Genomic DNA, 23,872 nt, shown 5'->3' with positions numbered 1-23,872 from the left:
GGGCCGGCCGGTCCGGGCCGGCCTGGCGGTGATCGGCGCGACCGTGCTCGCGCTGTCCGCGAGCGGCTGCGTCACCGTGCACGGCGAGCAGGCGCTGCTCCCCGCGGCGAGCCCGGCCGAGGCCGCCAAGGCCCTCAAGGACTTCACCGACGCCTACAACAAGGCCGACAAGGCCTACGACCCCGCCCTCGACGCGGACCAGGTCACCGGCCCGCTCGGCGAGATCAACCAGGCCGGACTGCGCTCCCGCCAGATCACCAACCCCGGCGGCAACCCGAACCACACGCCGCTGGAACTGACCGACGCGAAGTTCACGATCCCGCGCAAGGCGGGCTGGCCGCGCTGGTTCGTCGCCGACACCGACTCCAACCGGGACACCGACAAGGGCGGCCCGGGCGACACCCGCTGGCTGCTGGTCTTCCTGCGCGGCAGCGCCGCCGAGCCGTGGGAGGTCGCCTACCTCTCGATCCTCTCCCCGGACGAGGTGCCCGCCTTCCGTACGGAGGAGGGGTACGCGGTGCCGGTCGCCGCCGACGGCCCGGAGCTCGCGGTCGCGCCGGGGCGGCTCGGCGAGCGGTACGTGTCCTTCCTCAAGGACGGGCAGCAGGGGCCGTTCGCGCCCGGCACCCACACCACCGGCTGGCGCTCGGAGCGCACGAAGGGCGCCAACCGGCCGGGCCTCGCCACCCAGTACGTCGACCAGGCCGAGAGCCGCGGCGACTTCGCGCCGCTCGCCCTCGCCACCGAGGACGGCGGAGCCCTGGTCTTCTTCGCCACCCGCTACTTCGAGCGGCAGACCGCCGCGCCGGGCTACCGCCCGAAGGTGAGCGCGGAGGTGCGGGCCCTGATGACGGGCGAGGTCAAGAACACGATCACCAAGCGGTGGGTGTCCAGCCAGGCGGCCCTGGTGAAGCCGGCGGGCACGCAGGCGGACGGGGTGGAGATCCTGGGCCGCCTCCAGGGCGTGACGGCGGCCGAGGGCTCGTAGCCCCGGCCCGTGGCCTGTGGCCCGTAGCCGGTGGCCCGTGGCCTCCCGGGCCCGGCCGCCCCGCCCCGCGCGGCCCCGGCGGCTCAGCGCCAGGCGACCTCGTGGTCGGCGGGCTCGCCGTGCTCCGCCTGCTCGGCGGCGTGCCGGGCGCAGGCGTCGGTGAGCGCCTCCAGGAGGCTCAGCGGCTCGGGCAGCGCGTGCTCGGGGCCGCGCAGCCAGGACAGGGCGGGCTGGCTGCCCTCCTCACCGGGGAGCCGGGACGGCGGGACGAGCACATAGGAGCCGCGGCAGTGCCAGCGCAGGCCGGGGTGCTCGTCCATGGTCTCGGGATGGCAGTCCAGCTCGCAGGGCCACCACTCGTCCTCGTCCTCGGGGGTGCCGCGGGTGGCGGTGTAGAAGTACATCCGGCCCGCGTCGGGGCGGTCCTCGGCGGCCTCGGAGACGGCGACCGGGCCGAGCTCGACGCCCTCGGCGCGCAGCCGCTCCAGGGCGGCCCGGCCGGCGGCGAGGGGCACGTCGAGCACGTCGTGGACCATGCCGGTGGCGGTGATGAAGTTCGCCTCGGGATGGGCCCGGGCCCAGCGCTCGATCTGGGCGCGGTCGGTGGTCGACTGGGTCTGCCAGGCGAAGGAGACCGGGTGCCGGGCGGGGGTGGGACAGCCGATCCGCTCGCAGGAGCACCGGTAGCCGACCGGGTGGGCGGCGGGCGCGATCGGCAGGCCCGCTGCGGCGACGGCCAGGAGCGACGTCTCGCGCTCGTCCTCGAGCTCGGCCGCGGAGCGCCTGGGGCGCCTGCGGAACCACTGTGCGAGTCTGCTCTCCGTGCCGCGGTAGCGGCCGATGCCGTCGCCCATCTATCCCCTCACACTCGTGTTCGCCCGGTGGTCGTCCGGTCTCCGGCCGGGGTTCGCCCCGCCGGCACTCCATGGTCCCACCATCCTGCGCCCCGGGTGACCGGAGTCGGGAACCGGGGTCTCCTTCGCGGGTCTCCCTCCCGGGTCGCCGCACCGGGTCACCGCGCCCGGTCACCGCACCGGGTCCGAACCACCCGAACGGTCCACAGCGCGGCGCGGCCGGAGGGCGGACCATGGGCTCACCGATCGACGACCGCAGAGGAGCCCTCTTTGCGCCACACCCCGCGCGAGGCCGCGCCCCGCCGCTACCTCATGTGCCCACCGACGCACTTCGAGGTGACGTACTCCATCAACCCCTGGATGGACCCCACGAAGCCGGTCGACCTGCCGCTGGCCCTCGCGCAGTGGGAGGACCTGCGCGACCGCTACCGTGCGCTCGGCCACACCGTGGAGCTGCTGGACCCGGTGCCGGGCCTGCCCGACATGGTCTACGCCGCGAACGGCGCGACCGTGGTGGACGGCCGGGTGCTCGGCGCGCGGTTCGCCCATCCGCAGCGCTCCGCGGAGGCGGCGGCGCACCTGGACTGGTTCCGGCGAAACGGTTTCCCGGAGGCGGACGTCCGGGTGCCGGAGCACGTCAACGAGGGCGAGGGCGACTTCGCCGTGACCGCCACCTGGATCCTGGCCGGCCGGGGCTTCCGCTCCAGCCCGCTCTCGCACGACGAGGCGCAGGAGTTCTTCGGGCGGCCGGTGATCGGCCTGGAGCTGGTGGACCCGCGCTACTACCACCTGGACACGGCGCTGTGCGTGCTGGACGACGCGGCCGACGAGATCATGTACTTCCCGGACGCCTTCTCCCCCGGCAGCCGTGCCGTCCTGCGGCGCCTGTTCCCCGACGCCCTGCTGGTGGGCGCCGAGGACGCCGCCGTGCTCGGCCTGAACGCGGTGAGCGACGGCCGGCACGTGCTGCTGCCGCAGGCGGCGGTGGGCCTCTTCGAGCCGCTGCGGGCGCGCGGCTTCGAGCCGCTCGGGATCGATTTGGGCGAACTGCTCAAGGGCGGCGGCAGCGTGAAGTGCTGCACCCAGGAGCTGCGGGCCTAGGTCCTGTCCGGAAAGTGGCGTCGTTTGCCCGCAGGGCAGGGCTCGCGGTGTCTGGTGCGTGCGATCGCAAGGCGGAGGTGGGGGTACCTCCCCGGCCGCCAGGCCGAGGGGGCGGAGACATGGCTTGCCATGGCGACCGACGACAACGCGGCGTGGGGGCACCTCCCGTGCCCGCAGGGCTACGGGGGAGTGCGTGCCAGGCGCCGCGAGCCAGGCGAAACTTTCCGGACAGGGCCTAGGCCGTCTCCTCCGGGGGCCAGGGGTCGCCCCACTCGGCGTCCCTGGCCTCCTTGTAGAGCGCGCCGTGCCGCTTGGTGACGGTCTCGCGGGCCAGCCCGTCGGGCCCGCAGAGGTCGAGCAGCACCTGGCCCTTGCGGATCTGCGGCTTGCGGGTGACCCGGGCGACGGCCGGGGCGACCGGGAAGCGGGCGGCGGCGACGTACGCGAACTTCTCGTCCTCGTACGGCAGCGAGCCGCCCTTCACCTTGCGGTGCAGGGAGGAGCGGCTGACCCGGGCCGCGAAGTGGCACCAGTCGGCGCCGGGCGCGATCGGGCAGGCGCCGCTGTGCGGGCAGGGCGCGGCGACGGTGAGGCCGGCCTCGACGAGCAGGGTGCGGGCGGCGATGATCCGCTCGTAGCCGTCGGGAGTGCCCGGCTCGACGATCACCACGGCCCGGGCGGCGCGCGCGGCCTCGGTGACCAGCGCGGTGCGGTCGGCCTCGGTGAGCTCGTTGAGCACGTACGAGACGGTCACCAGGTCGCTCTCGGGCAGCCGCAGCGCCGTGCCGACGCGCTCGCGGCGCCACTCGGCCTCGAAGACGCCCCGGGCCAGCTCCTCGCCGAGCGCGAGGGCCGGCTCGGCCCAGTCCAGGACGGTGGTGCGGGCGGCGCCGTCCCAGACCTCGGCGACCGCCCAGCTCGCGGCGCCGGTGCCGCCGCCGACGTCGGTGTGGGTGGCGGGCGCCCAGTCGGGCGCGGCGTCCGCGAGGGCGTACAGCGCGGCCCGTACCGCCTCGAAGGTGGCGGGCATCCGGTACGCGGCGTAGGCGGCGACGTCGGAGCGGTCGCGCAGCACCGGGGTGTGGGTCGGGGTGGCCCCCCGGTAGTTGGCGATCAGCCGCTCGACGGCCTGCGCGGCCTGGCGCGGCGGCAGCCCGTCGAGGACGGCGCCGAGGGAGGCGCGCAGGGTGTCGGCGGAGGGGTGGGAGGCGTTCACCGAGACATTTTAGGCGTCCGCCGGGGTCGCCCTTCCCCCGTCCGCCGGGTTCGCCTCTCCCGTGTCCGCCGGCGCCCGCCGGCCGGCCTGCCGCCAGGGGCGGCACAGCAGTAGGAAGCAGCCGAGCGCGGCGACGGCGCAGCCGACCTGGACGACGGCCATCGGCACGGCGGTGGTCTCGCCGGCGATGCCGACGAGCGGGGAGGCGACGGCGCCGATGAGGAAGGAGGAGGTGCCGAGCAGCGCGGAGGCGGAGCCGGCGGCGTGCGGGGTGCGCATGAGGGCCTGGGCGTTGGTGTTGGGCATGGCGAGGCCCATCGCCGACATGAGCACGAAGAGCCCGGCGGCCACGGCGGGCAGTCCGGGGTCGCCGAGGACGCCGCTGGTCATGACGAGCAGCGCGGCCGCGGCGAGCAGGATGGTGCCGAGGCCCCAGCCGAGCGCCTTGTCGAGGCTGACCCGGCCGACGAGCAGCTTGCCGTTGATCTGGCCGACGGCGACCAGCCCGACCGAGTTGAGCCCGAAGAGCAGGCTGAAGGTCTGCGGGGAGGCGCCGTAGATCTCCTGCACGACGAACGGGGAGGCGCTGATGTAGGCGAAGAGGGCGGCGAAGGCGAGGCCGCCGGCCAGCATGTAGCCGGTGAAGACGCGGTCGGCGAGCAGTCCGCGCATGGTGCGCAGGGCCTCGCCGACGCCGCCGGTGTGGCGCCGGTCCGGCGGCAGGGTCTCGTGGAGGAAGCGCCAGACGACGAGGGTGAGGACGAGGCCGACGGCGGTGAGGACGTGGAAGACGCCGCGCCAGTCGGTGATCCGCAGGATCTGGCCGCCGATGAGCGGGGCGACGACCGGGGCGACCCCGGAGATCAGCATGAGGGTGGAGAAGAAGCGGGCCATCTCGACGCCGTCGTAGAGGTCGCGGACCACGGCCCGGGCGATCACGATGCCGGCGGCGCCGGCCAGGCCCTGGAGCAGCCGGAAGGCGATGAGCAGGGCGGCGGACGGGGCGAGCGCGCAGACGGCGGTGGCGAGGACGTAGACGGTCATGCCGATGAGCAGCGGGCGCCGCCGGCCCCACTTGTCGCTCATGGGGCCGACGACGAGCTGGCCGAGGGCCATGCCGGCCAGGCAGCCGGTCAGGGTGAGCTGGACGGTGGCGGCGGGGGCGTGCAGCGCGCCGGTGACCTGCGGCAGGGCCGGCAGGTACATGTCCATGGAGAGCGGCGGGAGGGCGGTGAGCCCGCCGAGGACCAGGGTGACGAGCAGCCCGGCCCGGCGGGCGGAGGGCACCGCGGGTGCCCCGGCTATGTGCTCTTCGGCCGGGGTGGTGGCCCGGGCGCTCTCCGCCATCGACTGCTCCGTTTCGTTGAAACCCGTCCTAGATTACGTGGATCAGGCGGCGACGAGGCGGGTCAGGCGGGCTGGAGGCCGGGCCTGCCGGCCTCGGTCACGAAGGAGGCGGCGGTGCTGACCGGCGCGCCGGGGGTGGTGACGGCGGAGACCGTGCGGAAGTCGGCGCGGGCGCTGTCGGCGCCGAGCGTGACCGTGAGGTAGCCGCGGCGCCCGTCGTAGAACCGCAGGTGCGGGTTGGCCCGGGTGAGGTTGTCGTAGTTGGCGGGGCGCTCGGAGCCGTTCTTCCCGCTGCTGATGGAGGTGGTGACGAGTTCGGTGCCGACGGTCCGGGAGGACGGGTCGCGGAAGTCCTCCTTGATGTCGAGGCCGTAGGCGACGTGCACGTCGCCGGTGAGCACCATCAGGTTCTCGACGCCGGCCGCGGCCGCCCCGTCGAGGATCCGCTGCCGGGAGGCGGGGTAGCCGTCCCAGGAGTCCATGGAGAGCTTGTACGCGGGGGTGGGCACGTTGCGGCGCTCGCAGAGGACGACCTGCTGGGGCACGACGTTCCAGGTGGCGCGCGAGTCCCGCCAGCCGTCGAGCAGCCACCTCTCCTGGGTGGCGCCGGTCATGGTGCGCGCCGGGTCCTCCGACGCGGGCCCGGGGGTCTGCCAGCCGTCGCCGTAGGCCTGGTCGGAGCGGTACTGGCGGGTGTCGAGGATGTCGAACTGGGCGAGCCGTCCGAAGCGCAGCCGCCGGTAGAGCCGCATGTCGGGGCCGGTGGGCCGCTGGGGGCGGCGCAGCGGCTGGTTCTCCCAGTAGGCGCGGTAGGCGGCGGCCCGGCGGATCAGGAACTCCTCGGGCGGCACGAAGTTCTCGGGGGTGTCGCCGGCGTAGTTGTTCTCGGTCTCGTGGTCGTCCCAGGTGACGGCGAAGGGGTGGGCGGCGTGCGCGGCCCGCAGGTCCGGGTCGGACTTGTAGAGGGCGTAGCGCAGCCGGTAGTCCTCCAGGGTGAGGGTCTCCCGGTTGAAGACGTCCGGCAGCCGGCGGTCGGTGTAGGCGCGGGCTCCGCCGGTGGCGTTGACGGCGTACTCGTAGAGGTAGTCGCCGAGGTGGAAGACGACGTCCAGGTCCTCGTCGGCGAGGTGGCGGTAGGCCGTGAAGTAGCCGTCGTGGTAGGCCTGGCAGGACACGGCGGCGAGCCGGAGGCGCTCGGGGCGGGCGCCGGGGGCGGGCGCGGTGCGGGTGCGGCCGACGGGGCTGCTCCAGTCGCCGACGAGGAAGCGGTAGAAGTAGTCGCGGCCGGGCGCGAGGCCGTCGACCTCGACGTGCACGCTGTGGTCGAACTCGGGGTGGGCGACGGCCGTGCCGCGCCGCAGCCCGTGCCGGAAGCGCTCGTCGTGGGCGAGCTCCCAGGTGACGGTGGCCCGGGTGCCGGCGGGCAGGCCGCCGCCGGTCTCGTACGGGCGGGGCGCGAGCCGGGTCCACAGCAGGGCGGAGCCGGGCAGCGGGTCGCCGGAGGCCACCCCGAGGGTGAACGGGTCCTCGGTGATCCGGCGGCCGTCGAGCTCCTCGGCGGCGGCCGTGCCGGCGGAGGGCAGGTTGACGGCGAAGGCGAGCGCGGCGGCGGCGCCGGTGGTGGTGAGGAACCGGCGGCGTCCCATGTGCCGGGCGACGGCGCGCAGTTCGTGTGCGTAGGCGTCGGCACGGGCCGGTGTGCGAGTCATGTACCCCTCCCCAGACGGTGGTTGTCCGTCGGGTATTCGAGGGGGTGGGGACGACCTCACGTTGTCGGGTACAGAACATCCACGTGTCGGACGGATGAGTTCATGGGGCACGCGTCTGCCGTACGCTGCGCGCTCATGAGCATCGCAGTGGTGACGGGAGCGGGTTCGGGCATCGGGCGCGCCGTGGCGCGGGCGCTCGCGGCGGCGGGCTGGTCGGTGGCGCTCGCGGGCCGCCGGGCGGAGCCGCTGGCGGAGACGGCCGCGGCCTTCCCGGACCCGGACGGGGCGCTGTGCGTCCCGACGGACGTGACCTCCGCCGAGCAGGTCACGGCGCTCTTCGGGGCGGTACGGGACCGGTGGGGCCGGGTCGACCTGCTCTTCAACAACGCGGGTACGTTCGCGGGCGGCGGGGTGCCGGTCGAGGACCTGGACCCGGAGACCTGGCGCTCGGTCGTGGACGTCAACCTGACGGGCGCGTTCCTGTGCGCGCAGGCCGCTTTCCGCGCCATGAAGGAGCAGGCGCCGCAGGGCGGCCGGATCATCAACAACGGGTCGATCTCCGCGCACGTGCCGCGCCCGCACTCGATCGCGTACACGGCGACCAAGCACGCGATGACGGGCCTGACGAAGTCGCTGTCGCTCGACGGGCGTCCGTACCGGATCGCCTGCGGTCAGCTCGACATCGGCAACGCGGCCACGGAGATGACGGAGCGGATGCGGACCGGGATCCTGCAGGCCAACGGCGAGCTGGCGGTGGAGCCGGTGATGGACGCGGCGGACGTGGCGGCGACGGTGGTGCACATGGCGTCGCTGCCGCTGGAGGCGAACGTGCAGTTCGCGACCGTGATGGCGACGGCCATGCCGTACATCGGGCGGGGCTGAGGGCGGCCCCGGGTCACCGGGGCGGGGCGATCGGCCCCGCCCGGCGGGTGCGCGGGTCGGCGCTCTCAGGGGCTGGTCAAGGTGTCATGGGGTGGTCACGGGGTGGCCTGCCCGGTCTCGAAGCGGGCGACCTTGTCCCCCTCCACCGTGAAGCGCCAGGCGGTGCGCATGGAACCCCAGGTGTCGTTGGTGTAGGTGGCGACGAGGCTGCGGCCGCCGTCGTTCTCGTCCTCGACCTCCATGCGCCCGTGCGAGGAGAACACCTCCCGCTCGGTCCAGTCGCGCAGGTTCCGCTCGGTGCCGTCGTCGGACATGCTCGCGTCGGGGGTGAGGACGCCGAAGAAGGCGTCCCTGTCGTTGGCGTTGAGGGCGGTCACGAAGGCACGCACGACGGGGTCGGCGAGCCGCTCCACGGGAATCGTCATGCCCCAGCGGTACACCGCCCGGCGCCGCCCGCGGCGGAACCGGGGCCGGGGGTTCAGCCCTCCGGCGGCAGGACGCCGTCGAGGACCCCTTCGAGGACCAGCTCGCCGGCGGTGCCGGGGAGCAGCCGGCGCACCTTCCAGGTGCGGGGACGGGGGACCTCGTCGAGGACGATCAGCCGGGCCCCGCCGGCCACGGGCACGTCCGCGAGCCGGTCCCGATTCCTGACCCGCGAGCCGTCGGCGGCGGCCAGGGCGAAGGCCTCGGTGAAGGGCGCGGCCCCGTCACGGTCCCGGCAGCAGGCGACGGCGGTACGGGACGGGGCCTGGCCGGGCAGGTGCCCGCCGCCGATCAGGGCGTGGGCGAGCAGGGTGTGCAGCTGGAAGTTGTCGCCGAGCCCGGAGGCGCGCAGCGCGAACCGGGCGCCGGTGGGGCGGTGGACGGCGAGCACCGGCTCGTCGTCGAGGACGGCGAAGGCGTGGCCCAGCCGCCGGAACCGCGCGCCGCACCGCGCGACGGCCGCGAGGTGCGCCGCCCGCCCGGCCCCGCCCAGGGCGCGGCGCACGGCGGGGTACCGCAGCAGCACCAGGGCGGCGGCCTCGAAGCGCGGGAGCGCGCGCCAGGCGACGACGGGGCCGTAGCCGTACGTGTCGTAGTCCGCGAGGCTCGGTTCGTCGCGCCCCTCGGCGGCCCACCCCTCGACGAGCACGGCGGCCTCCTCGAAGGCCACCCGCACCCGCTCCAGGACCGGCGGCGCACAGCCGGCGGCATCGGCACCGCGCTCCACCCCGGCCGCGACCAGCCCGGCCACCGTGCTGTCGGGCCCCTGCCCGAGCCGCGGCAGCAGGGCGGCGAGCCGGGGCGCGGCGGCCCGCAGTTCGGCGTCCGAAGCCTGCCGGGAGGCGGCCAGCAGCACGTCGAAGGCGAGGGGCAAGGCCGCGGCGTCGCCCCGCACGGCCGCCTCGAACTCCCCGACCACCCGCGCGAACCGCCCACCCCTGAACCCCATCCGCGCACCCTACCGTCGCCCACCTGGCAGGCTGCCCGCCATGACCGAGGACACCTGGACCACCATCACCCGCCTGCACGCCTGGCTCACGACCCATCAGAAGCTCTCGCCCCACGAGGAGGTGCTGCTGCGGGTCCTCAAACTCTCCGAGGAGATCGGCGAAACGGCCCAGGCGGTCATCGGCGCCACGGGCCAGAACCCCCGCAAGGGCACGACCCACACCTGGCAGGACGTCGAGGCCGAACTCTGCGACGTCATCATCACGGCCATGGTGGCCCTCCGCACCCTCACCCCGGACGCCCGCGAGGTCTTCGAGGGGCACGTGGAGCGGGTGGCGGGGCGGTCGTTGGGGTAGCGACCCGGGCACGACCAAGCCCCCGCCGGAGCGGGGGCTTCGTCGAGGGGCAGACGAGTCGGGCTGTACGCCGGGTTCTGTGCCCCGGGACCTCGCGGTCGTCGGGGTGACGGCCATCCATCTAGGACCGGCGTTGCCGCCGGCCTCGTGCGGTCTACCCGCGGACTCGGGCGGGCAGCCCTCGAACGTCCGCGCAGGGACACCGGGGTGTCCCCTTTTGACCTTGCTCCGGGTGGGGTTTACCGAGCCGCCTGAGTCGCCTCAGGCGCTGGTGGTCTCTTACACCACCGTTTCACCCTTACCGAGGACCGAGGTCCCCGGCGGTCTGCTTTCTGTGGCACTGTCCCGCGGGTCACCCCGGGTGGCCGTTAGCCACCACCTCGCCCTGTGGAGCCCGGACGTTCCTCGGGAGGATCCGAGGATCCCCACGCGGCCGTCCGCCCGGCTCGTCTGCCGTGCCGACCATGCTACCTGGCGCGGCGCCCGCGCCCGACCTCGTGACCTCGACCGTGCGCCTTGACCTTGTCGCAGCGTCAAGGTTTCTACTGGACGCATGCGAATCGGCGAGATCGCCGCGCTCGTCGGGGTGACCCCGCGGGCCGTGCGGCACTACCACCGGACGGGGCTGCTGCCCGAGCCCGCGCGGCGGCCCAACGGATACCGGGAGTACGGGCTGCGGGACGCCGTGCTGCTGGCGCGGATCAGGCGGCTGGCCGAGCTGGGGCTGGGGCTCGACGAGGTCGCGGACGTGCTCGCGGACGACGAGGGGCGGGAGCTGGTGGAGGTGCTGGAGGAGCTGGACGCGGACCTGGGCCGGCAGGAGCGGGTGATCCGGGAGCGGCGGGAGCGGCTCGCGGAGCTGCTGGCGCAGGCCCGGGAGGGGCGGCTGGGGGCCGAGGGGCCGGTGTCGCCGCAGCTCGCCGGGCTGCTCGCCGACCTGGGGCACGACCCGGGGGCCGGCGCGGCCGCCGGGTCGCCCATGGCCGCCAAGGACCGGGAGATCCTCACCCTCCTGGACACCGTCGTGCCCGAGGCGGAGCGCGACCGGCTCCTGGAGCTGATGCGCGGGGCCGCCCCGCACGCGCCCGCGCTCTACGCCCGGCTGGACGCCCTCGCCGACGCCGCGCCCGACGACCCCAGGGTCGCCGAGGCCGCCGCCGCGCTGGCCCGGGTGCTGCCGGACGGGCTCGCCGTGGAGGTGCCCGACGGCGGGCTCGCCGAGACGTTCTTCGGCGACCTCGCGCCGGCCCAGGCCGCCGCCGTACGCCTGGCCCTGCGGCTGGCGGCGGAGCGTGCGGCATGAAGCGCGCCCGGACCTGCCTCGCGTACGCGCTGCTGCCGGCCGAGCTGGTGCTCGCCGTCCTCCTCGTCGCCGGGATACGCGTTCCTCCGCCGGTCCTGGCCGGCGCCGAGGCCGCCGTCGCCCTGCTGCTGCTCGCGAACGGCCTCGCCTTCCTCCGGCTGCGGCGCCGCGGGCTGACCGCCCGGGAGGCCCTGCACGCGCTCGTGCCGGAGCCGGCGCTGCGGCTGGTCGCGCACGAGCTGCGGCTGCTCGCGAGCCTCGGGCGCTGGGCGGCCCGCCGCCCGGACCGGGGCGGGCCGGAGACGGTGGCCGCGTTCCCGCACGCCCGGGACCAGGCGGCCCTGATGTACGGCTTCGCGTTCGTCTGCGTCGTCGAGACCGTCGGCATGTCGTACCTGCTCGCCGCCTGGCCGGCGGTCCACGCCGTCGTCCTCGTCCTCGACGTCTACACCGTGCTGTTCGTGCTCGGCCTGCACGCCGCCTCCGCGACCCGCCCGCACCTGCTGACCGCCGACGCGCTCCGGGTCCGGCAGGCCGGGCACGTCGACGTGCGCGTCCCGCTGGAGCGGATCGCCGCCGTGCGGCAGGAGTCGCTGTTCACGCACGAGAAGAAGGACGGCGAGCTGAACCTCGCCGTCGGCTCCCGCACCTCGCTCACCGTGGAGCTCGACCGGCCGGTGAACGCGCCCCGGCTGCTGGGCGCCGCCCGGCCCGTACGGGTCCTCCGGCTGCACGCCGACGACCCGCGCGCCCTGCACGCCGCGCTCACCGAGGCCCTGGCCGCCCTCACGCGGGCGCGAACAGCACCTTCGCCCGTCCCGGGTCCGCCTGGGTCAGCCTGACCCGCAGCCACTCGCCCAGCGGCAGCGGCGCCGTGCCGCCCTCGACCCGGGCGACCACCGCGGGCCGCTCCAGGTGCACGGTGCCGACGGCCGGTTCGCGCTCCTTCACGTCGATCACGTACGCGTCGAAGAGCTCGCCGATCCGGCCGCTGAGCAGGGCCGCCTCCACCACGTCGATGCTCTCCCGCTCGACCGTGCCGGCCCGGCGCGCGCCCGCCGCCATCTCGTCAGGCAGGGCCGGCAGCGCCGCCCGTACCCACTCCGGCGGCTCCTGCCCGGCCACCGCCGCCACGCACAGCTCCCCGGCGTACCGGTCGACGAGCCGCCGCAGCGGCGCGGTGCAGTGTGTGTACTCGTCGGCGACCGCCGCGTGCACGGCGGGCGTCGGCACCTCGCCGTCGGTGAAGACGGTGTAGCCGGCGCCGCGCAGCAGGGTCGTGCACTCCTCCAGGAAGGCGGCGTGCCGCGGCTCGCGCGGGTCGAGGGAGCGGACCACGTCCGCGTACGAGACGTGGTGCGGCCAGTCCACGCCGAGCGCCCGCGCGGAGCGGCGCAGCCGGGCGACGGCGCCGTCCGGGGCGGTCGGCAGGGTGCGCAGGATGCCGGTGCCGGCCGCGGTCATCAGGTCGGCGGCGGCCATGCCGGTGAGCAGCGAGATCTGCGCGTTCCAGCCGTCGGCGGGCAGCGGGGCGCGGTAGGCGAGCTCGTAGTCCTGGTCGGCGCCGTCACCGTCACCGTCGCCGGGGCCGGGGCCGGGGCCGTGTTCGACGATCTCCTGCTCGGGGACGTTGAGGGAGATCCCGCCGCGTTCGCGCTCCAGGCGCTCGCGCAGGGTGCCGATCTCGCGGAGCAGGGCGAGGGGTTCCTCGGCGGTGCCGTCGTCGATCCGGCGCTGCACCCCCGCGTAGTCGAGCTTGGCCCGGCTGCGGACGAGCGCCCGGCGCACGTCGGTGGCCACCCGCCGCCCGTCGGCGTCGAGGTCGATCCGCCAGAGCAGGGCGGGGCGCGGCTCGTCGGGCAGCAGGCTGGCGGCGCCCTCGGAGAGCACGGGCGGGTGGAGCGGGACCTTGCCGTCGGGGAAGTAGAGGGTCAGGACCCGGCGGTGCGCCTCGGCGTCGAGCGCGCCGCCCGGGGTGACGAAGGCGGCGACGTCGGCGATGGCGTAGTGCACGCGGTAGCCGCCGCCGGCCCGCCGCGCCAGGTGCATGGCCTGGTCGAGGTCGGTGGAGGTCGGCGGGTCGATGGTGAACATCGGCAGGTCGGTGGCGTCGTGCCCGGGCAGCCGGGGCGCCTTGGCCGCGGCCTCCGCCTCGGCGAGCACGTCGGCGGGGAAGCCGTCCGGGACCCCGAGCTCGGTCCGGAGTGCGCGCAGCGCGGCCCGCAGCGGGGCCTCCGCGGCGCCGGTCACGCGAATGTGGCGGCGGGGCATGGCCCGAGCCTAGGGCGGACGCCGGGGCCCGGCACGTCGTACGGGGCGGAGGGCGTTGGACTTCGGGGCGTTGGACTTTGGGGCGTTGGACTTTGGGGCGTTGACTTCGTGGGCCGACGGCCTTCGAAGGCGGTCGGCCTTCGAGGGCGGTCGGCCTTCGAGGGCGGTCGGCCTTCGAGGGCGGTCGGCCTTCGAGGGCGGGGCGCGGCCCGGTGCGCCCGGTCCGGCGGGCCGGCCTCGGGGCCCGGGCCCCGCCGTACGGACGCACAGGGGCGCGCCCCGCCCCGCCGTACGGACGTACGGAGCCGGGGCCGCGCGGGCCGGGGCCGGGGCCCGCACCTCGTACGCTGGGGCCCTGGGGCCGCATCCCCACCCCCCGTACGTACGAAGGAGAACCGCCGTGCTCGTCCTGTTGCCGCCCTCCGAAGGAAAGGCCTCCTCGGGGCGCGGGGCGCCGCTCAAGCCGGAGGGGCTGTCGCTGCCGGGGCTCGCGGACGCGCGGGCGGCGGTGCTCGACGAGCTGGTCGAGCTGTGCGTGGCCGACGAGGAGAAGGCGCGGGAGGTGCTCGGGCTCAGCGAGGGGCTGCGCGGCGAGGTCGCCAAGAACGCCGAGCTGCGGACGGCCGGGGCGCGGCCCGCCGGGGAGATCTACACCGGCGTGCTGTACGACGCGCTCGGCCTGGCCACGCTCGACGCGGCCGCCCGGCGGCGCGCCGGGCGCTCGCTGCTGGTCTTCTCCGGGCTGTGGGGCGCGGTGCGGGTGACCGACCGGATTCCCTCGTACCGCTGCTCGATGGGGGTGAAGCTGCCGCGCCTCGGCGCGCTCGGCGCGCACTGGCGCGGGGCGATGACCTCGGTGCTGCCGGAGGCGGCGGGCGACGGGCTGGTCCTGGACCTGCGCTCCTCGGCGTACGCGGCGGCGTGGAAGCCGAAGGGCGAGGTGGCGGCGCGGACGGCGACGGTGCGGGTGCTGCACGCGCCGACCCGGAAGGTCGTCAGCCACTTCAACAAGGCGACGAAGGGCCGCATCGTGCGCAGCCTCCTGGAGGCGGGCGCGGCACCGGCCGGGGTGCCGGAGCTGGTGACGGCGCTGCGGGACCTCGGGTACGTGGTGGAGGAGAGCGGGAAGCCCGGGGCCCTGGACGTCCTCGTCGACGAGATCCACTGAGCTCCCGCTCCGGAGCGGGGCACATCAGAACAGGGCACGTTGCAACATGCGCAACGCTCGTTGCGCGCTTCGCTTGCCGTCGGCAGGATGGGGCGCATGACGAGCGTGCTCGACCTTGCCCCCGCCGCCCCCGTCGTCCCGGTCGTGGTGATCGAGGACGCCGCCGACGCGGTGCCGCTGGCCCGCGCGCTGGTGGCCGGCGGCCTTCCGCTGATCGAGGTCACCCTGCGCACCCCGGCCGCGCTCGACGCGATCCGGGCGATCGGCCAGGAGGTGCCTGAGGCGGTGGTGGGCGCGGGCACGGTCGTCTCGGCCGCCGCCGTCGCGAACGCGGCCGGCGCCGGCGCCCGCTTCCTGGTCAGCCCCGGCTGGACCGGGGGGCTGCTGGACGCGATGCGCGGCTCGGGCCTGCCGTTCCTGCCGGGCGTGTCGACGGCCTCGGAGGTCGTGGCGCTGCTCGAACAGGGGGTGACCGACATGAAGTTCTTCCCGGCCCAGGCGGCCGGCGGCGTCCCCTACCTCGGTTCCCTCGCCGGTCCGCTCCCCCGGGCGCGCTTCTGCCCGACCGGCGGCATCTCGCTCGCCACGGCCCCCGCCTATCTCTCCCTGCCCAACGTGGCGTGCGTCGGCGGCACCTGGATGCTGCCCGCCGACGCCCTCGCGACCCGCGACTGGGCGCGGGTCGAGGCGCTGGCCCGCGAGGCGGCGGCCCTGGCGGCGGGCTGAGGCGCAACTCCGTCGTCGTTCCGGGTTCCGCCCGCGGACCGGTGGGGCCCCTCTCGGGGGTCAGGCCGTCTCGGCGGCGACGGCCGGGCGCGGCGGTTCGGGCTGCGGGGTGAAGCGGGCCAGGCCCCGGCGGTCGTAGTAGTGCGTCATGGCGAAGCCGAAGAGCAGCGCGCCGAGGACGCCGATCGCGATCATCGCCCAGGCGCGGGCCAGTCCCGCGTCGGCGCGCGCGTCGAAGTAGAGGATGGCGCGGACGCCGTCGGTGAGCTGCCGCATCGGCTCGAAGACCGCGAGGAAGCGGTAGAAGGACGGGGTGGCCTGGAGCGGGATGGTGGCCCCCGAGGACGGCAGCGCGAGCGCGATGAAGACGAACATCGACACCACCTGTCCGATGCCGCCGAAGGCCGCGTTGATGGCCTGGACACCGAGGCCGACGGCCACCGTGGCGCAGTACGAGAAGACCCACAGCAGCGGCAGGTGGCTCGCGTCCATGCCGAGGACGCCGATCGTGGCGATCATCAGGAGCGAGGTCGTCAGCAGCGCGATCCCGGCCGTCATCACCATCTTCAGGAGCAGGGTCTGGGTGCGGTCGATCGGCACGGTGCGGTGGCGGGTGTGCCAGGGCCCGATCTCGCTGTCCGCGTAGCCGAGGGCGGTGTCGACGGCGGTGTTGATGAGGTTGCCGCCGATGAAGCCGCCGAGGACGAGGAGCAGGGTGTAGTAGAAGGCGGTGAGGCCGAGTCCGCTGTGCCGGCCGATGGGATGCCCCACCCGGGTGGTGACCTCGACCGGGTCGGCGAGCAGCAGTTTCGTCGTCGGGTCCGGGGCGGAGGCGGCGAGCCGCTGTCCGATCGTCGCGGAGGCGCGCTGCGCGACACCCTGGTTGATCTGGGCGGCCATGGAGGAGCCGAGGCTGCCGACGCCGGGATTGGTCAGCACGGTCAGGGTCGGCCGGGCGGTGGCCCGGCGGGTCGTCAGGGCCTGGGCGTCGGCGCTGAAGCCGGGCGGTACGAACAGCGCGCCGTACACCTTCCCCGAGGCCAGCTGGTCCTCGGCCTCCGCCCGGCCGACGATCCGCCAGTCGATGCTGCCGGGGCGCCCGGCCCGGGCGAGCGAGCCGGTGATCTCCTTGCCGAGCGGGCCCCGGTCCTCGTCGACGACGGCGATCGGCAGCCGGTGCAGGTCGTCGGAGGGGCTCAGGATGCCGCCCATGTAGAGTAGGGCGATGACCGTGGAGACGAGGGCGCTGAGCACGGTCGGTACGAGCCAGAGCTTGGGGTTGCGGACGAGCGCGCCGGCGCGCAGGGGGCTCGCGGGGGCCATGGTTCTCCCCTTTCAGGGCGGTTTGTCCGACCCATGGTCGGTGGACGAACGCCCCCGGCCCCGCATTGACCCGCGGCGCGGCCCGCCCGCGTGGCGCTCAGTCCTCGCCCGCGTGGCGCTCAGTCCTCGCCCGCGTGACGCTCAGTCCCCGCCCGCCGCCCGGAACGCCACCCGCGTGTGGTCGCCGATCGGCCGATAGCCGAGGCGCTGGTAGAGGGCGTTGCTGGTGGGGTTCGCCCGGTCGGTGAAGAGCAGCACCTGCTCGGCACCGGCCGCGCGGGCCGCGCGGCTGACCTCGGCGGTGACGGCGCCGGCGTAGCCGCGGGCCCGGTGGCCGGGCGGTGTGTAGACCAGCGAGACGCGGGACTGGCCGGCGGCCGGCCGGGAGAAGCTCGCCATGGCGACGGGCCCGCCGTCCGCCTCCCACAGGCGCAGCCGGCCCTCGCGGACCAGCGCCTCGACCTGGGCGGAGTAGTCGGCGTCGGGGTCCTCCCCGACGTCCCCGGCGTAGGCGCGCAGCCAGGTCAGGAGCAGGGGTACGTCCCCGGGGCCGGCGACCCGGGCGGTGCCGCGCGGCGCGGGGCGGAGTTCGGTGAGCTCGCCGAGCCGGAACAGGCGCAGCCGCAGCGAGGTGCGGGCCGTCCGGCCGGTGGCGGCGGCGAACGGCGCGGCGAAGGCCTCGACGGAGGCGGCCTCGCCCCGCGCCTCCCGCACCTCGCGCCCACCGCCGGGCAGGGCCCGCGGCAGTTCGGCCGGCAGGGCGCGCGCACCGTCGTCCGGCATCACCCCCAGCATCAGCATCCCGGGCCCCTCCACGAGCAGACAGGCCCCGGCGACCGCCCCGCCCTCGTCGGTCCACCAACCGCGGGTGGTGCCGGGGGCGTCGAGCAGCGTGAGAAGCCCGGTGTTCCGCGCCGACTCGGCGGCCACGAAGACCCGCGCGCTCTCCGGAAGGGCCGCCGACTCGGCGGTGAAGTGCCAGCTCATGCGGCGATGTTGGTACGGCCGGCGTCGCACGTCCAGCGCATTTGCGGGCCGGACGGGCGGGCCGGGTGGCCGCCGGGCCCGGCGGGCGGTCGCCCGCGCGCGGGACGGACCGGCCCCGGGGCCGCAGGGGCCCGGCCGGGCTGCCGCCCGAGCCGTAGGGCAGACCGGACCCGGGTGGCCCCGGGACCCGGCGGGCGATCGCCCGCACGCAGGGCGGACCGCACCCCCGTACCCCCAGGGCCCGGCGACCGCCATCGGCGCCACCCGGGCGAACCGGCCCGGTGGTCGCAGGGGGCCCGGCCTGGCTGCCGCCCGAGCCGTAGGGCCCGGCCTGGCGCCCACGGGCCACCATCGGCGCCGCCCGGGCGCACCGCCCCAGTGCCAGCAGGCCCCCCGGGCTGCCACCGAAGCCCGGACCCGCGTACCCGCAGAGCCCGGCAGCCACCATCGGCGCCGCCCGGGCGGGACCGGCACGGCGGTCGCAGGCCCGGTGATCGCAGCCCCGGCGGGCTGCCGTCCGTCTGCACCCCCAGGGGGCCTGGCGGCCACCGCCGGCGCCGCCGCCCGGGCGAACCGGCCAGGGGGCCCGGCCGGGCTGCCGCCCGCATCCCCAGCGGCCCCGGCTACCGCAGGTGGGACGTGTCGTTGAGGAGGCGGACGGATGCGTTGCCGTCGGCGTAGTAGGCGATCGCCGACAGGGAGGCGGCGGAGAGTTCCATCTTGAAGAGGGATTCCGGCGGGGCGCCGAGGGCGAGGCGGATCAGGGTCTTGATGGGGGTGACGTGGGTGACGAGCAGCACCGTGCGGCCCGCGTACGTGGCGGTCAGGCGGTCGCGGGTCGCGGCGACGCGGCGGGCCACGGTCGCGAAGCTCTCGCCGCCGCCGGTCGGGGCGGCCTTGGGCGAGGCGAGCCACGCGTCCAGGTCGTCCTTGTACCGCTCGCGCACCTCGGCGAAGGTCAGGCCCTCCCAGGCGCCGAAGTCGGTCTCGCGCAGGCCCTGTTCGACGCGCACGTCCAGGCCGAGCCGGGCGGCGACGGTCTGGGCGGTCTGGCGGCAGCGGGTCAGCGGCGAGCTGACGATCTCCTGGACGGTGCCGCGCGCGGCGAGCGCCGCCGCGACCGCCTCGGCCTGCCGCAGTCCGGCCGGTGACAGCTCGGGGTCCGTTCCCCCGCTGCCCGAGAAGCGCTTCTCGGGCGTCAGCGCCGTCTCCCCGTGCCGCAGCAGCACGAACGTCGCCGGCGCCCCCAGGTCGGGCCCGGACCAGCCGGGCGCGGCCGCCGCCGGGGGCTCCTGGACGCCGGTCGTGGCACGACGGCCCGCCTCCGCCTCGAAGTCGCCGGCACCCGCGCCGGAGGCGGCCTCGCGGTCGGCGCCGGCCGCCGTCGTGAGGGAGGCGCGGGCGCGGGCGGCCAGGGTCGCGTCGGGGGCGAAGAGGGCCGGGGCCTCGGCCTGCGGCTCGGGGCGCGCCTCGCGGGCCGTGAGGGCGGCGCGGGCGCGGGCGGCGCCGGTGGCCGGGTCGCCCGCGGCGGCGCGAGCCGCGGCGAGGTCGGCGGCCGGGGTGAGCGCGGCGGTGGAGGCGGAGGCGGACCACTGCTCGCCGCGCCGTCCGGCGTCCATCGCCTCGTTGGCGAGCCGGTCCGCGTGCTTGTTGCGCTCGCGCGGGATCCACTCGTACCGCACCCGGCCGGCCGGGAAGATCCGGGCGGCCTCGGCGGCGAGCGGCTTCATGTCGGGGTGCTTGATCTTCCAGCGGCCCGACATCTGCTCGACGACCAGCTTGGAGTCCATCCGGACGTGCACCACCGCGTCCGGGAAGAGCTCCAGGGCGGCGCGCAGGCCGGCCACCAGGCCCCGGTACTCGGCCACGTTGTTGGTGGCGACGCCGATGTACTCGGCCCGCTCGGCGAGGGTCTCGCCCGTGGCCGCGTCGAGGACGACCGCGCCGTAGCCGGCGGGTCCCGGGTTGCCCCGGGAGCCGCCGTCGGCCTCGACCACGAGCTCGCGCATTACAGGCCGGACTCCGAGGTGCGGACCAGGATGCGGCGGCAGTTCTCGCAGCGCACGATCGCGTCGGGGGCGGCGGCCCGCACCTCGTTGAGCTCGGTGATGTTGAGCTCGATGTGGCAGCCCTCGCACTTGCGCTGGTAGAGCCGGGCCGCGCCGACGCCGCCCTGCTGCTCGCGCAGCTTCTCGTACAGCTTCATCAGGTCGGCCGGAACGGAGGCGGCGACCAGCTCGCGCTCCTTGGCGACGGAGGCGGACTCGGCGTCCAGCTCGGCCTGGGCGGCGTCGCGGCGGCCGGTCGCGTCGTCGACCTTGGCCTGGACGGCGGAGGTGCGCTCGGTCAGCTCGGAGACCCGCTCCTGGGCGGACTCGCGGCGCTCCATGACCTCCAGGACGATCTCCTCCAGGTCGCCCTGGCGCTTGGCGAGCGAGGTGATCTCGCGCTGGAGGTTCTCCAGGTCCTTCGGGGAGGACACGGCGCCGGAGTCGAGGCGCTGCTGGTCGCGGGCGGCGCGCTGGCGCACCTGGTCGACGTCCTGCTCCGCCTTGGTCTGCTCGCGGGCGCAGTCGCTCTCCTCGGTCTGCGCGGCGACGAGCAGGTCGCGCAGCTGGGTGAGGTCCTTGTTCAGCGACTCGATCTCGGCGTGCTCCGGCAGCGACTTGCGCTTGTGGGCGATCTGCTGGAGGCGCACGTCCAGCGCCTGGACGTCGAGGAGTCGGATCTGGTCGGCGGGCGCGGCGTTCAGTTGGGGGCTCCAGGAGAGGTGTGGTGGGAGGACCAGGGGTCGGTGACCGTCGTCGAGACGTGGACCCGGAGGTCCCAGCCGTGGCGGTCGGAGATCGTGTCGAGCTGCGCGGCGGCCTGCTCGCACCAGGGCCATTCGGTGGCCCAGTGGGCGGCGTCGACCAGCCCGAGCGGGGAGTGCTGGGTGGCCTCGGAGACCGGGTGGTGGCGCAGGTCGGCGGTGAGGAAGGCGTCCACGCCGGCGGCGCGCACGGCGTCGAAGAGGCTGTCGCCGGAGCCGCCGCTGACGGCGACGCGGCGCACGGGCAGGTCCGGGTCGCCGGCCACCCGGATGCCCTGCGCGGTGGCGGGCAGCCGCTTCGCGGCGCGGGCGGCGAACTCGGCCAGGGTCTCCGGCTGGTCGAGCTCGCAGATCCGGCCGAGGCCGTTCTCGGGCACGAGCGGGCCGGTGACGCGCAGGTCGAGGGCGCCGGCGAGGGCGTCGGAGACGCCGGGGTCGGCGGTGTCGGCGTTGGTGTGGGCGACGTGCAGGGCGATGTCGTGCTTGATCAGGGTGTGCACGACCCGGCCCTTGAAGTGGCCGGCCGCGACCGTCGTGGTGCCGCGCAGATAGAGCGGGTGGTGGGTGACGATCAGGTCGGCGCCGAGGGCGACGGCCTCGTCGGCGATCTCCTGGACGGGGTCGACCGCGAAGAGGACGCGGGTGATCTCCGCGTCGGGGTCACCGCAGACGGTGCCGACGGCGTCCCACGACTCGGCCCGCTCCGGCGGCCAGAGGGCGTCGAGCGCGGCGATGACTTCAGACAGACGGGGCACGAGGGAAAGGCTACCTGTCCCCCGTGCCCCGCCGTTCTCGCCTGTGGACAACCCCGGCGCGCGGCCGCACCGGACCGGGGCGCCCGACGGCGGTGACTTCGGGACGCCCGACGGGGGTTACTTCGTGACCAGGTCGGCGCGCAGGTCGTCGAGCACGCTGTTGGCCGCGGTCACGCCGAGGCCCAGGTACCAGGTCTCGTCCGGGACGTCCTTGGCCTGGCCGGCCTTGACGGCCTTGAGGTTCTTCCAGAGCGGGTTGGCCTGGGCGGTGTCGCGCTTGGTGGCCTTGGGGTCGCCGTACACGCCCGTGAAGATCCAGTCGCCGTCGGCCTGGTCGATCTTCTCCGGGCTGACCTCGACGGCGAGGTCGTCGACCTGCTGGTTCTTCGGCCGCGGCAGGCCCGCGTCGTCGAGGATGGTGCCGATGAAGGAGGCCTTGGCGTAGAGGCGGATCTTGCCCGGGAGGTAGCGGACCATGGAGATGGTCGGCTTGTTCGGGCCGATGTCCGCGCCGAGCTGCTTCGCCTTGGTCTCGTAGGCCGCGAGCTTGGCCTTCGCCTCCGCCGTCCGGTCCAGGGCGGCCGCGTTGAGGAGGTAGTTCTCCTTCCAGGTGAAGCCCGGGCGGATGGAGAAGACGGTCGGCGCGATCTTCGACAGCTCGTCGTACTTGTCGGCGGCGCGCAGCTGGCTGCCGAGGATGAGGTCGGGCTGGAGGTTGGCGATGGCCTCCAGGTTGAGGTTGTTGATGGTGCCGACGGACTTGGGCTCGCCGGCGTCCTTCTTCAGGTACGCGGGGATGCCGTCGTCGCCCTCGGAGGGGGCGAAGCCAACGGGCTTGATGCCGAGGGAGACGACGTTGTCGAGCTCGCCGACGTCGAGGACCACGACCCGCCGGGGAGCGGACTTGATCTCGGTCTTGCCCAGCGCGTGGGTGAGGGTGCGCGGGAACTGGCCCGGCTTGGCGTCGGTGCCCAGGGCCGCGGTCTTGGCGGCGGCGTCGCCGAAGTCCTTGCCGCCGACGGCGACGTCCTTCTTCTTGCCGCCCTCGTCCTTCTTGGCGGCGTCCGGGCCGCCGTCGCCCCCTCCGCAGGCCGCGAGGGTGAGCGCGGCGACGAGGCCGAGGGCTGCGGCTGCGGTGCCGCGGCGGCGAAGGGACATGACGGGTCTCCTGTACGCGTACGGGGTGGACGGCGCCGCCACGGAGCACGGCGGCCGGTGACCGGGCGGCGCGCCAAGGGCACGGCGACCGGTGACCCGCAGCGGACTCACAGCTTCCACTTAGGGTCGCCTTACCTTACTCACCCCTGGCCTCACCAGCACAACCCGCCCCCTCCGCTCAGCGGAATCGCACGACCGCCACCCTTTGGTGTGAAGTGGGGTGGCTCGTGTTGTTCGGCTGGAAGTGCGAAAACTAGCTTCGTGGCCGGAGGTGACGAGTCGATGACAGCCTGTGCCATCGAGACGGCCACGGGGGGCGGCGAGGCCGCCCCGCCGACGCCCGGCGCTCCCGCCGGCACGCCCGGCACGCCCGACGCGGCCGGTCCGGCCGGCCCCGGCGGCCGCCCCGAGGGATTCGCGATCACCGCGAACGGCGCCTACGCGGCGCGGCTCGCCGGTTCGGGCGAGGCCCTGTACGTGGAGCGCTGGACCCTGGACGGCCCCGAGCCCTACGCCGTACCGCTCCCGCTCGCCCAGCCCGAGGAGCCCGGCACCCTGCTGCTGCCGCTGGCGGACGGGCGGGTCCTGGTGGGCCGGGCCGTGGACGGACGGCGGTACGCGTTCTCCCTGCTCTACCCCACCGGCCCGGACACCGGCGAGCTCTCCCTCGGCTCCGTCGAGGCCCCCGCCGCCGGCACCCTGACCCTGCTGCCGCCGTCGCCGGACGGCATCTGCGCCTACGCGATGTGCGTCGGCCCGGACACCACCACGCTGTGGCTGGTCGCGGGCGGGGCCTTCGGGCCCGAGCAGGTCGCCGAGATCAAGGGCCGGTGCGGCGGCGGCGTGTGGCTGGACCGCACCGGCCGGATGCTCGCCCTCGACCGGCAGCTCGACGACGGCCCGGTCAAGGCCGTCGCGATCGACCTGGAGCGCGGTGGCGAGGTCACGCCACTGCTCCAGATCACCGAGGACAGCAACGACCGCCTGCTGCTCGCCGACCCGGACAGCGGACTGCTCCTCATCCGCTCCGACGCCCCCTCCCCCGGCCACGACCGGCTCGGCTGGGGCGTCCTCGGCAGCCTGCTCCCGGTGCGCTTCCCCGACTGCCTGCGGCTCGACGACGCGGCGGTGACGCCGTTCGCGGTCCAGCCGGGCCAGGTGCTGATGCCGGAGAGCTGCGGGGTCGCGCTGCGGATCGACGCGGCCGCCGGCAGCTGGGTGGGGATGTGGCGGCCCTCCTCGCGCCGGCTGAACCAGCTGTGCGCACCGGCGGGCTGGCTGGCGGGCGCGGGCCTGTGGACGGCGGACGGGGTGCTGCGGCTGCCGTACGCGACGGAGGGCACGCCCTGCGGGCTCGCGGACCTCACGGAGCCGGCCGAACTCCCCGTACCGGAAGCGGAACCTGTCACCCCGGAGCCCAAGGTGTGCCGGCCCGTGCCGTTGCAGCAGGCTCCCCTCACGGACGGCAGAATCGCTGGCTAGACT

22 protein-coding genes and 1 other RNA gene are annotated in these 23,872 nt (G+C 75.4%); 9 read left to right on the top strand and 14 right to left on the bottom strand.

Going from position 1 to position 23,872, the window contains the following annotated elements; translation table 11 throughout:
* The first annotated feature begins 28 nt into the window (after positions 1-28).
* Positions 29-988, top strand: coding sequence for a hypothetical protein (locus tag ACIGW2_RS30435; protein ID WP_391654422.1), 960 nt, complete (start codon positions 29-31; stop codon positions 986-988).
* Between the two features lie 83 nt (positions 989-1,071).
* On the opposite strand, the gene ACIGW2_RS30430 is transcribed toward ACIGW2_RS30435, so the two are convergent.
* Complete coding sequence (locus tag ACIGW2_RS30430; protein ID WP_391654421.1) at positions 1,072-1,842, bottom strand: bifunctional DNA primase/polymerase; 771 nt, start codon at positions 1,840-1,842, stop codon at positions 1,072-1,074.
* Between the two features lie 270 nt (positions 1,843-2,112).
* Here ACIGW2_RS30430 and ddaH point away from each other — a divergent pair, with 270 nt between their 5' ends.
* The gene (ddaH, locus tag ACIGW2_RS30425) at positions 2,113-2,943 is read left to right on the top strand and encodes a dimethylargininase (RefSeq protein WP_391654420.1); all 831 of its coding nucleotides are present in this window, start codon (positions 2,113-2,115) and stop codon (positions 2,941-2,943) included.
* 235 nt (positions 2,944-3,178) lie between these two features.
* On the opposite strand, the gene ACIGW2_RS30420 is transcribed toward ddaH, so the two are convergent.
* The 3 genes from ACIGW2_RS30420 to ACIGW2_RS30410 form a co-directional block, all read right to left on the bottom strand.
* The gene (locus ACIGW2_RS30420; protein WP_399847153.1) at positions 3,179-4,159 is read right to left on the bottom strand and encodes a small ribosomal subunit Rsm22 family protein; all 981 of its coding nucleotides are present in this window, start codon (positions 4,157-4,159) and stop codon (positions 3,179-3,181) included.
* 9 nt (positions 4,160-4,168) lie between these two features.
* Positions 4,169-5,506 carry a multidrug effflux MFS transporter gene (locus ACIGW2_RS30415; RefSeq protein WP_399847151.1) on the bottom strand — a complete coding sequence of 446 codons (1,338 nt, stop codon included), beginning with the start codon at positions 5,504-5,506 and terminating at the stop codon, positions 4,169-4,171.
* Positions 5,507-5,568: 62 nt separating this feature from the next.
* On the bottom strand, positions 5,569-7,215 hold the full coding sequence (locus tag ACIGW2_RS30410; RefSeq protein ID WP_399847150.1) for an alkaline phosphatase D family protein: 1,647 nt from the start codon (positions 7,213-7,215) through the stop codon (positions 5,569-5,571).
* Positions 7,216-7,317: 102 nt separating this feature from the next.
* Here ACIGW2_RS30410 and ACIGW2_RS30405 point away from each other — a divergent pair, with 102 nt between their 5' ends.
* The gene (locus tag ACIGW2_RS30405; protein WP_399847148.1) at positions 7,318-8,097 is read left to right on the top strand and encodes an SDR family oxidoreductase; all 780 of its coding nucleotides are present in this window, start codon (positions 7,318-7,320) and stop codon (positions 8,095-8,097) included.
* Between the two features lie 95 nt (positions 8,098-8,192).
* Here ACIGW2_RS30405 and ACIGW2_RS30400 read toward each other — a convergent pair whose 3' ends face one another.
* Positions 8,193-8,522 (bottom strand): nuclear transport factor 2 family protein, encoded by a 330-nt coding sequence (locus ACIGW2_RS30400; RefSeq protein WP_399847146.1) that lies wholly within the window; start codon positions 8,520-8,522, stop codon positions 8,193-8,195.
* 53 nt (positions 8,523-8,575) lie between these two features.
* Positions 8,576-9,529, bottom strand: a complete 954-nt coding sequence (locus tag ACIGW2_RS30395; protein ID WP_399847145.1) for a hypothetical protein — start codon at positions 9,527-9,529, stop codon at positions 8,576-8,578.
* 40 nt (positions 9,530-9,569) lie between these two features.
* On the opposite strand from ACIGW2_RS30395, the gene ACIGW2_RS30390 reads away from it, so the two are divergent.
* Positions 9,570-9,884, top strand: a complete 315-nt coding sequence (locus ACIGW2_RS30390; protein ID WP_399847144.1) for a MazG-like family protein — start codon at positions 9,570-9,572, stop codon at positions 9,882-9,884.
* 50 nt (positions 9,885-9,934) lie between these two features.
* Here the strand turns inward: ACIGW2_RS30390 and rnpB are convergent.
* An RNA gene (gene rnpB / locus ACIGW2_RS30385) (RNase P RNA component class A) lies at positions 9,935-10,333 on the bottom strand.
* 104 nt (positions 10,334-10,437) lie between these two features.
* Between rnpB and ACIGW2_RS30380 the strand changes: the two genes are divergently transcribed.
* A complete protein-coding gene (locus ACIGW2_RS30380) occupies positions 10,438-11,187 on the top strand; it encodes a MerR family transcriptional regulator (RefSeq protein WP_399847143.1) in 750 nt (249 codons plus the stop codon).
* Positions 11,184-12,029, top strand: coding sequence for a hypothetical protein (locus ACIGW2_RS30375; RefSeq protein ID WP_399847142.1), 846 nt, complete (start codon positions 11,184-11,186; stop codon positions 12,027-12,029). The genes ACIGW2_RS30380 and ACIGW2_RS30375 overlap by 4 nt, the downstream gene beginning before the upstream one ends.
* Here the strand turns inward: ACIGW2_RS30375 and ACIGW2_RS30370 are convergent.
* Positions 11,974-13,458 carry an RNB domain-containing ribonuclease gene (locus tag ACIGW2_RS30370; RefSeq protein WP_399847140.1) on the bottom strand — a complete coding sequence of 495 codons (1,485 nt, stop codon included), beginning with the start codon at positions 13,456-13,458 and terminating at the stop codon, positions 11,974-11,976. The genes ACIGW2_RS30375 and ACIGW2_RS30370 overlap by 56 nt on opposite strands.
* A 400-nt stretch (positions 13,459-13,858) precedes the next feature.
* Between ACIGW2_RS30370 and yaaA the strand changes: the two genes are divergently transcribed.
* Positions 13,859-14,626 (top strand): peroxide stress protein YaaA, encoded by a 768-nt coding sequence (gene yaaA / locus ACIGW2_RS30365; protein WP_399847138.1) that lies wholly within the window; start codon positions 13,859-13,861, stop codon positions 14,624-14,626.
* Positions 14,627-14,722: 96 nt separating this feature from the next.
* Positions 14,723-15,352, top strand: coding sequence for a bifunctional 4-hydroxy-2-oxoglutarate aldolase/2-dehydro-3-deoxy-phosphogluconate aldolase (gene eda / locus ACIGW2_RS30360; RefSeq protein WP_399847137.1), 630 nt, complete (start codon positions 14,723-14,725; stop codon positions 15,350-15,352).
* A 60-nt stretch (positions 15,353-15,412) separates the two neighbouring features.
* Here eda and ACIGW2_RS30355 read toward each other — a convergent pair whose 3' ends face one another.
* The 6 genes from ACIGW2_RS30355 to ACIGW2_RS30330 all read right to left on the bottom strand — a co-directional run bounded on the left by ACIGW2_RS30355 (position 15,413) and on the right by ACIGW2_RS30330 (position 22,387).
* Complete coding sequence (locus ACIGW2_RS30355; RefSeq protein ID WP_399847135.1) at positions 15,413-16,675, bottom strand: YhgE/Pip domain-containing protein; 1,263 nt, start codon at positions 16,673-16,675, stop codon at positions 15,413-15,415.
* A 141-nt stretch (positions 16,676-16,816) separates the two neighbouring features.
* On the bottom strand, positions 16,817-17,662 hold the full coding sequence (locus ACIGW2_RS30350) for a GNAT family N-acetyltransferase (RefSeq protein WP_399847134.1): 846 nt from the start codon (positions 17,660-17,662) through the stop codon (positions 16,817-16,819).
* A 623-nt stretch (positions 17,663-18,285) separates the two neighbouring features.
* The gene (locus ACIGW2_RS30345; RefSeq protein WP_399847132.1) at positions 18,286-19,671 is read right to left on the bottom strand and encodes a bifunctional RNase H/acid phosphatase; all 1,386 of its coding nucleotides are present in this window, start codon (positions 19,669-19,671) and stop codon (positions 18,286-18,288) included.
* Complete coding sequence (locus ACIGW2_RS30340; RefSeq protein ID WP_391654553.1) at positions 19,671-20,414, bottom strand: zinc ribbon domain-containing protein; 744 nt, start codon at positions 20,412-20,414, stop codon at positions 19,671-19,673. The genes ACIGW2_RS30345 and ACIGW2_RS30340 overlap by 1 nt, the downstream gene beginning before the upstream one ends.
* Complete coding sequence (locus ACIGW2_RS30335) at positions 20,411-21,229, bottom strand: Nif3-like dinuclear metal center hexameric protein (protein ID WP_356075269.1); 819 nt, start codon at positions 21,227-21,229, stop codon at positions 20,411-20,413. Before ACIGW2_RS30335 ends, ACIGW2_RS30340 begins: the two co-directional genes overlap by 4 nt.
* 117 nt (positions 21,230-21,346) lie before the next feature.
* Positions 21,347-22,387 (bottom strand): ABC transporter substrate-binding protein, encoded by a 1,041-nt coding sequence (locus tag ACIGW2_RS30330; RefSeq protein WP_399847129.1) that lies wholly within the window; start codon positions 22,385-22,387, stop codon positions 21,347-21,349.
* A gap of 282 nt (positions 22,388-22,669) precedes the next feature.
* On the opposite strand from ACIGW2_RS30330, the gene ACIGW2_RS30325 reads away from it, so the two are divergent.
* On the top strand, positions 22,670-23,869 hold the full coding sequence (locus tag ACIGW2_RS30325; protein ID WP_399847127.1) for a hypothetical protein: 1,200 nt from the start codon (positions 22,670-22,672) through the stop codon (positions 23,867-23,869).
* Positions 23,870-23,872: the final 3 nt, after the last annotated feature.

Source organism: Streptomyces sp. NPDC053541 (assembly GCF_044544705.1).
Lineage (GTDB): Bacteria > Actinomycetota > Actinomycetes > Streptomycetales > Streptomycetaceae > Streptomyces.
The sequence above is the reverse complement of the archived record's forward strand: the minus strand, read 5'-3'. Positions and strand labels throughout refer to the sequence as shown.

Coding starts and splice junctions, on each gene's coding strand:
- ACIGW2_RS30430 (WP_391654421.1), bottom strand. CDS start 1,842: ATGGGCGACGGCATCGGCCGCTACCGCGGCACGGAGAGCAGACTCGCA.
- ACIGW2_RS30415 (WP_399847151.1), bottom strand. CDS start 5,506: ATGGCGGAGAGCGCCCGGGCCACCACCCCGGCCGAAGAGCACATAGCC.
- ACIGW2_RS30410 (WP_399847150.1), bottom strand. CDS start 7,215: ATGACTCGCACACCGGCCCGTGCCGACGCCTACGCACACGAACTGCGC.
- ACIGW2_RS30405 (WP_399847148.1), top strand. CDS start 7,318: ATGGGGCACGCGTCTGCCGTACGCTGCGCGCTCATGAGCATCGCAGTG.
- ACIGW2_RS30400 (WP_399847146.1), bottom strand. CDS start 8,522: ATGACGATTCCCGTGGAGCGGCTCGCCGACCCCGTCGTGCGTGCCTTC.
- ACIGW2_RS30395 (WP_399847145.1), bottom strand. CDS start 9,529: ATGGGGTTCAGGGGTGGGCGGTTCGCGCGGGTGGTCGGGGAGTTCGAG.
- ACIGW2_RS30390 (WP_399847144.1), top strand. CDS start 9,570: ATGACCGAGGACACCTGGACCACCATCACCCGCCTGCACGCCTGGCTC.
- ACIGW2_RS30380 (WP_399847143.1), top strand. CDS start 10,438: ATGCGAATCGGCGAGATCGCCGCGCTCGTCGGGGTGACCCCGCGGGCC.
- ACIGW2_RS30375 (WP_399847142.1), top strand. CDS start 11,184: ATGAAGCGCGCCCGGACCTGCCTCGCGTACGCGCTGCTGCCGGCCGAG.
- ACIGW2_RS30370 (WP_399847140.1), bottom strand. CDS start 13,458: ATGCCCCGCCGCCACATTCGCGTGACCGGCGCCGCGGAGGCCCCGCTG.
- eda (WP_399847137.1), top strand. CDS start 14,723: ATGACGAGCGTGCTCGACCTTGCCCCCGCCGCCCCCGTCGTCCCGGTC.
- ACIGW2_RS30355 (WP_399847135.1), bottom strand. CDS start 16,675: ATGGCCCCCGCGAGCCCCCTGCGCGCCGGCGCGCTCGTCCGCAACCCC.
- ACIGW2_RS30350 (WP_399847134.1), bottom strand. CDS start 17,662: ATGAGCTGGCACTTCACCGCCGAGTCGGCGGCCCTTCCGGAGAGCGCG.
- ACIGW2_RS30345 (WP_399847132.1), bottom strand. CDS start 19,671: ATGCGCGAGCTCGTGGTCGAGGCCGACGGCGGCTCCCGGGGCAACCCG.
- ACIGW2_RS30330 (WP_399847129.1), bottom strand. CDS start 22,387: ATGTCCCTTCGCCGCCGCGGCACCGCAGCCGCAGCCCTCGGCCTCGTC.
- ACIGW2_RS30325 (WP_399847127.1), top strand. CDS start 22,670: ATGACAGCCTGTGCCATCGAGACGGCCACGGGGGGCGGCGAGGCCGCC.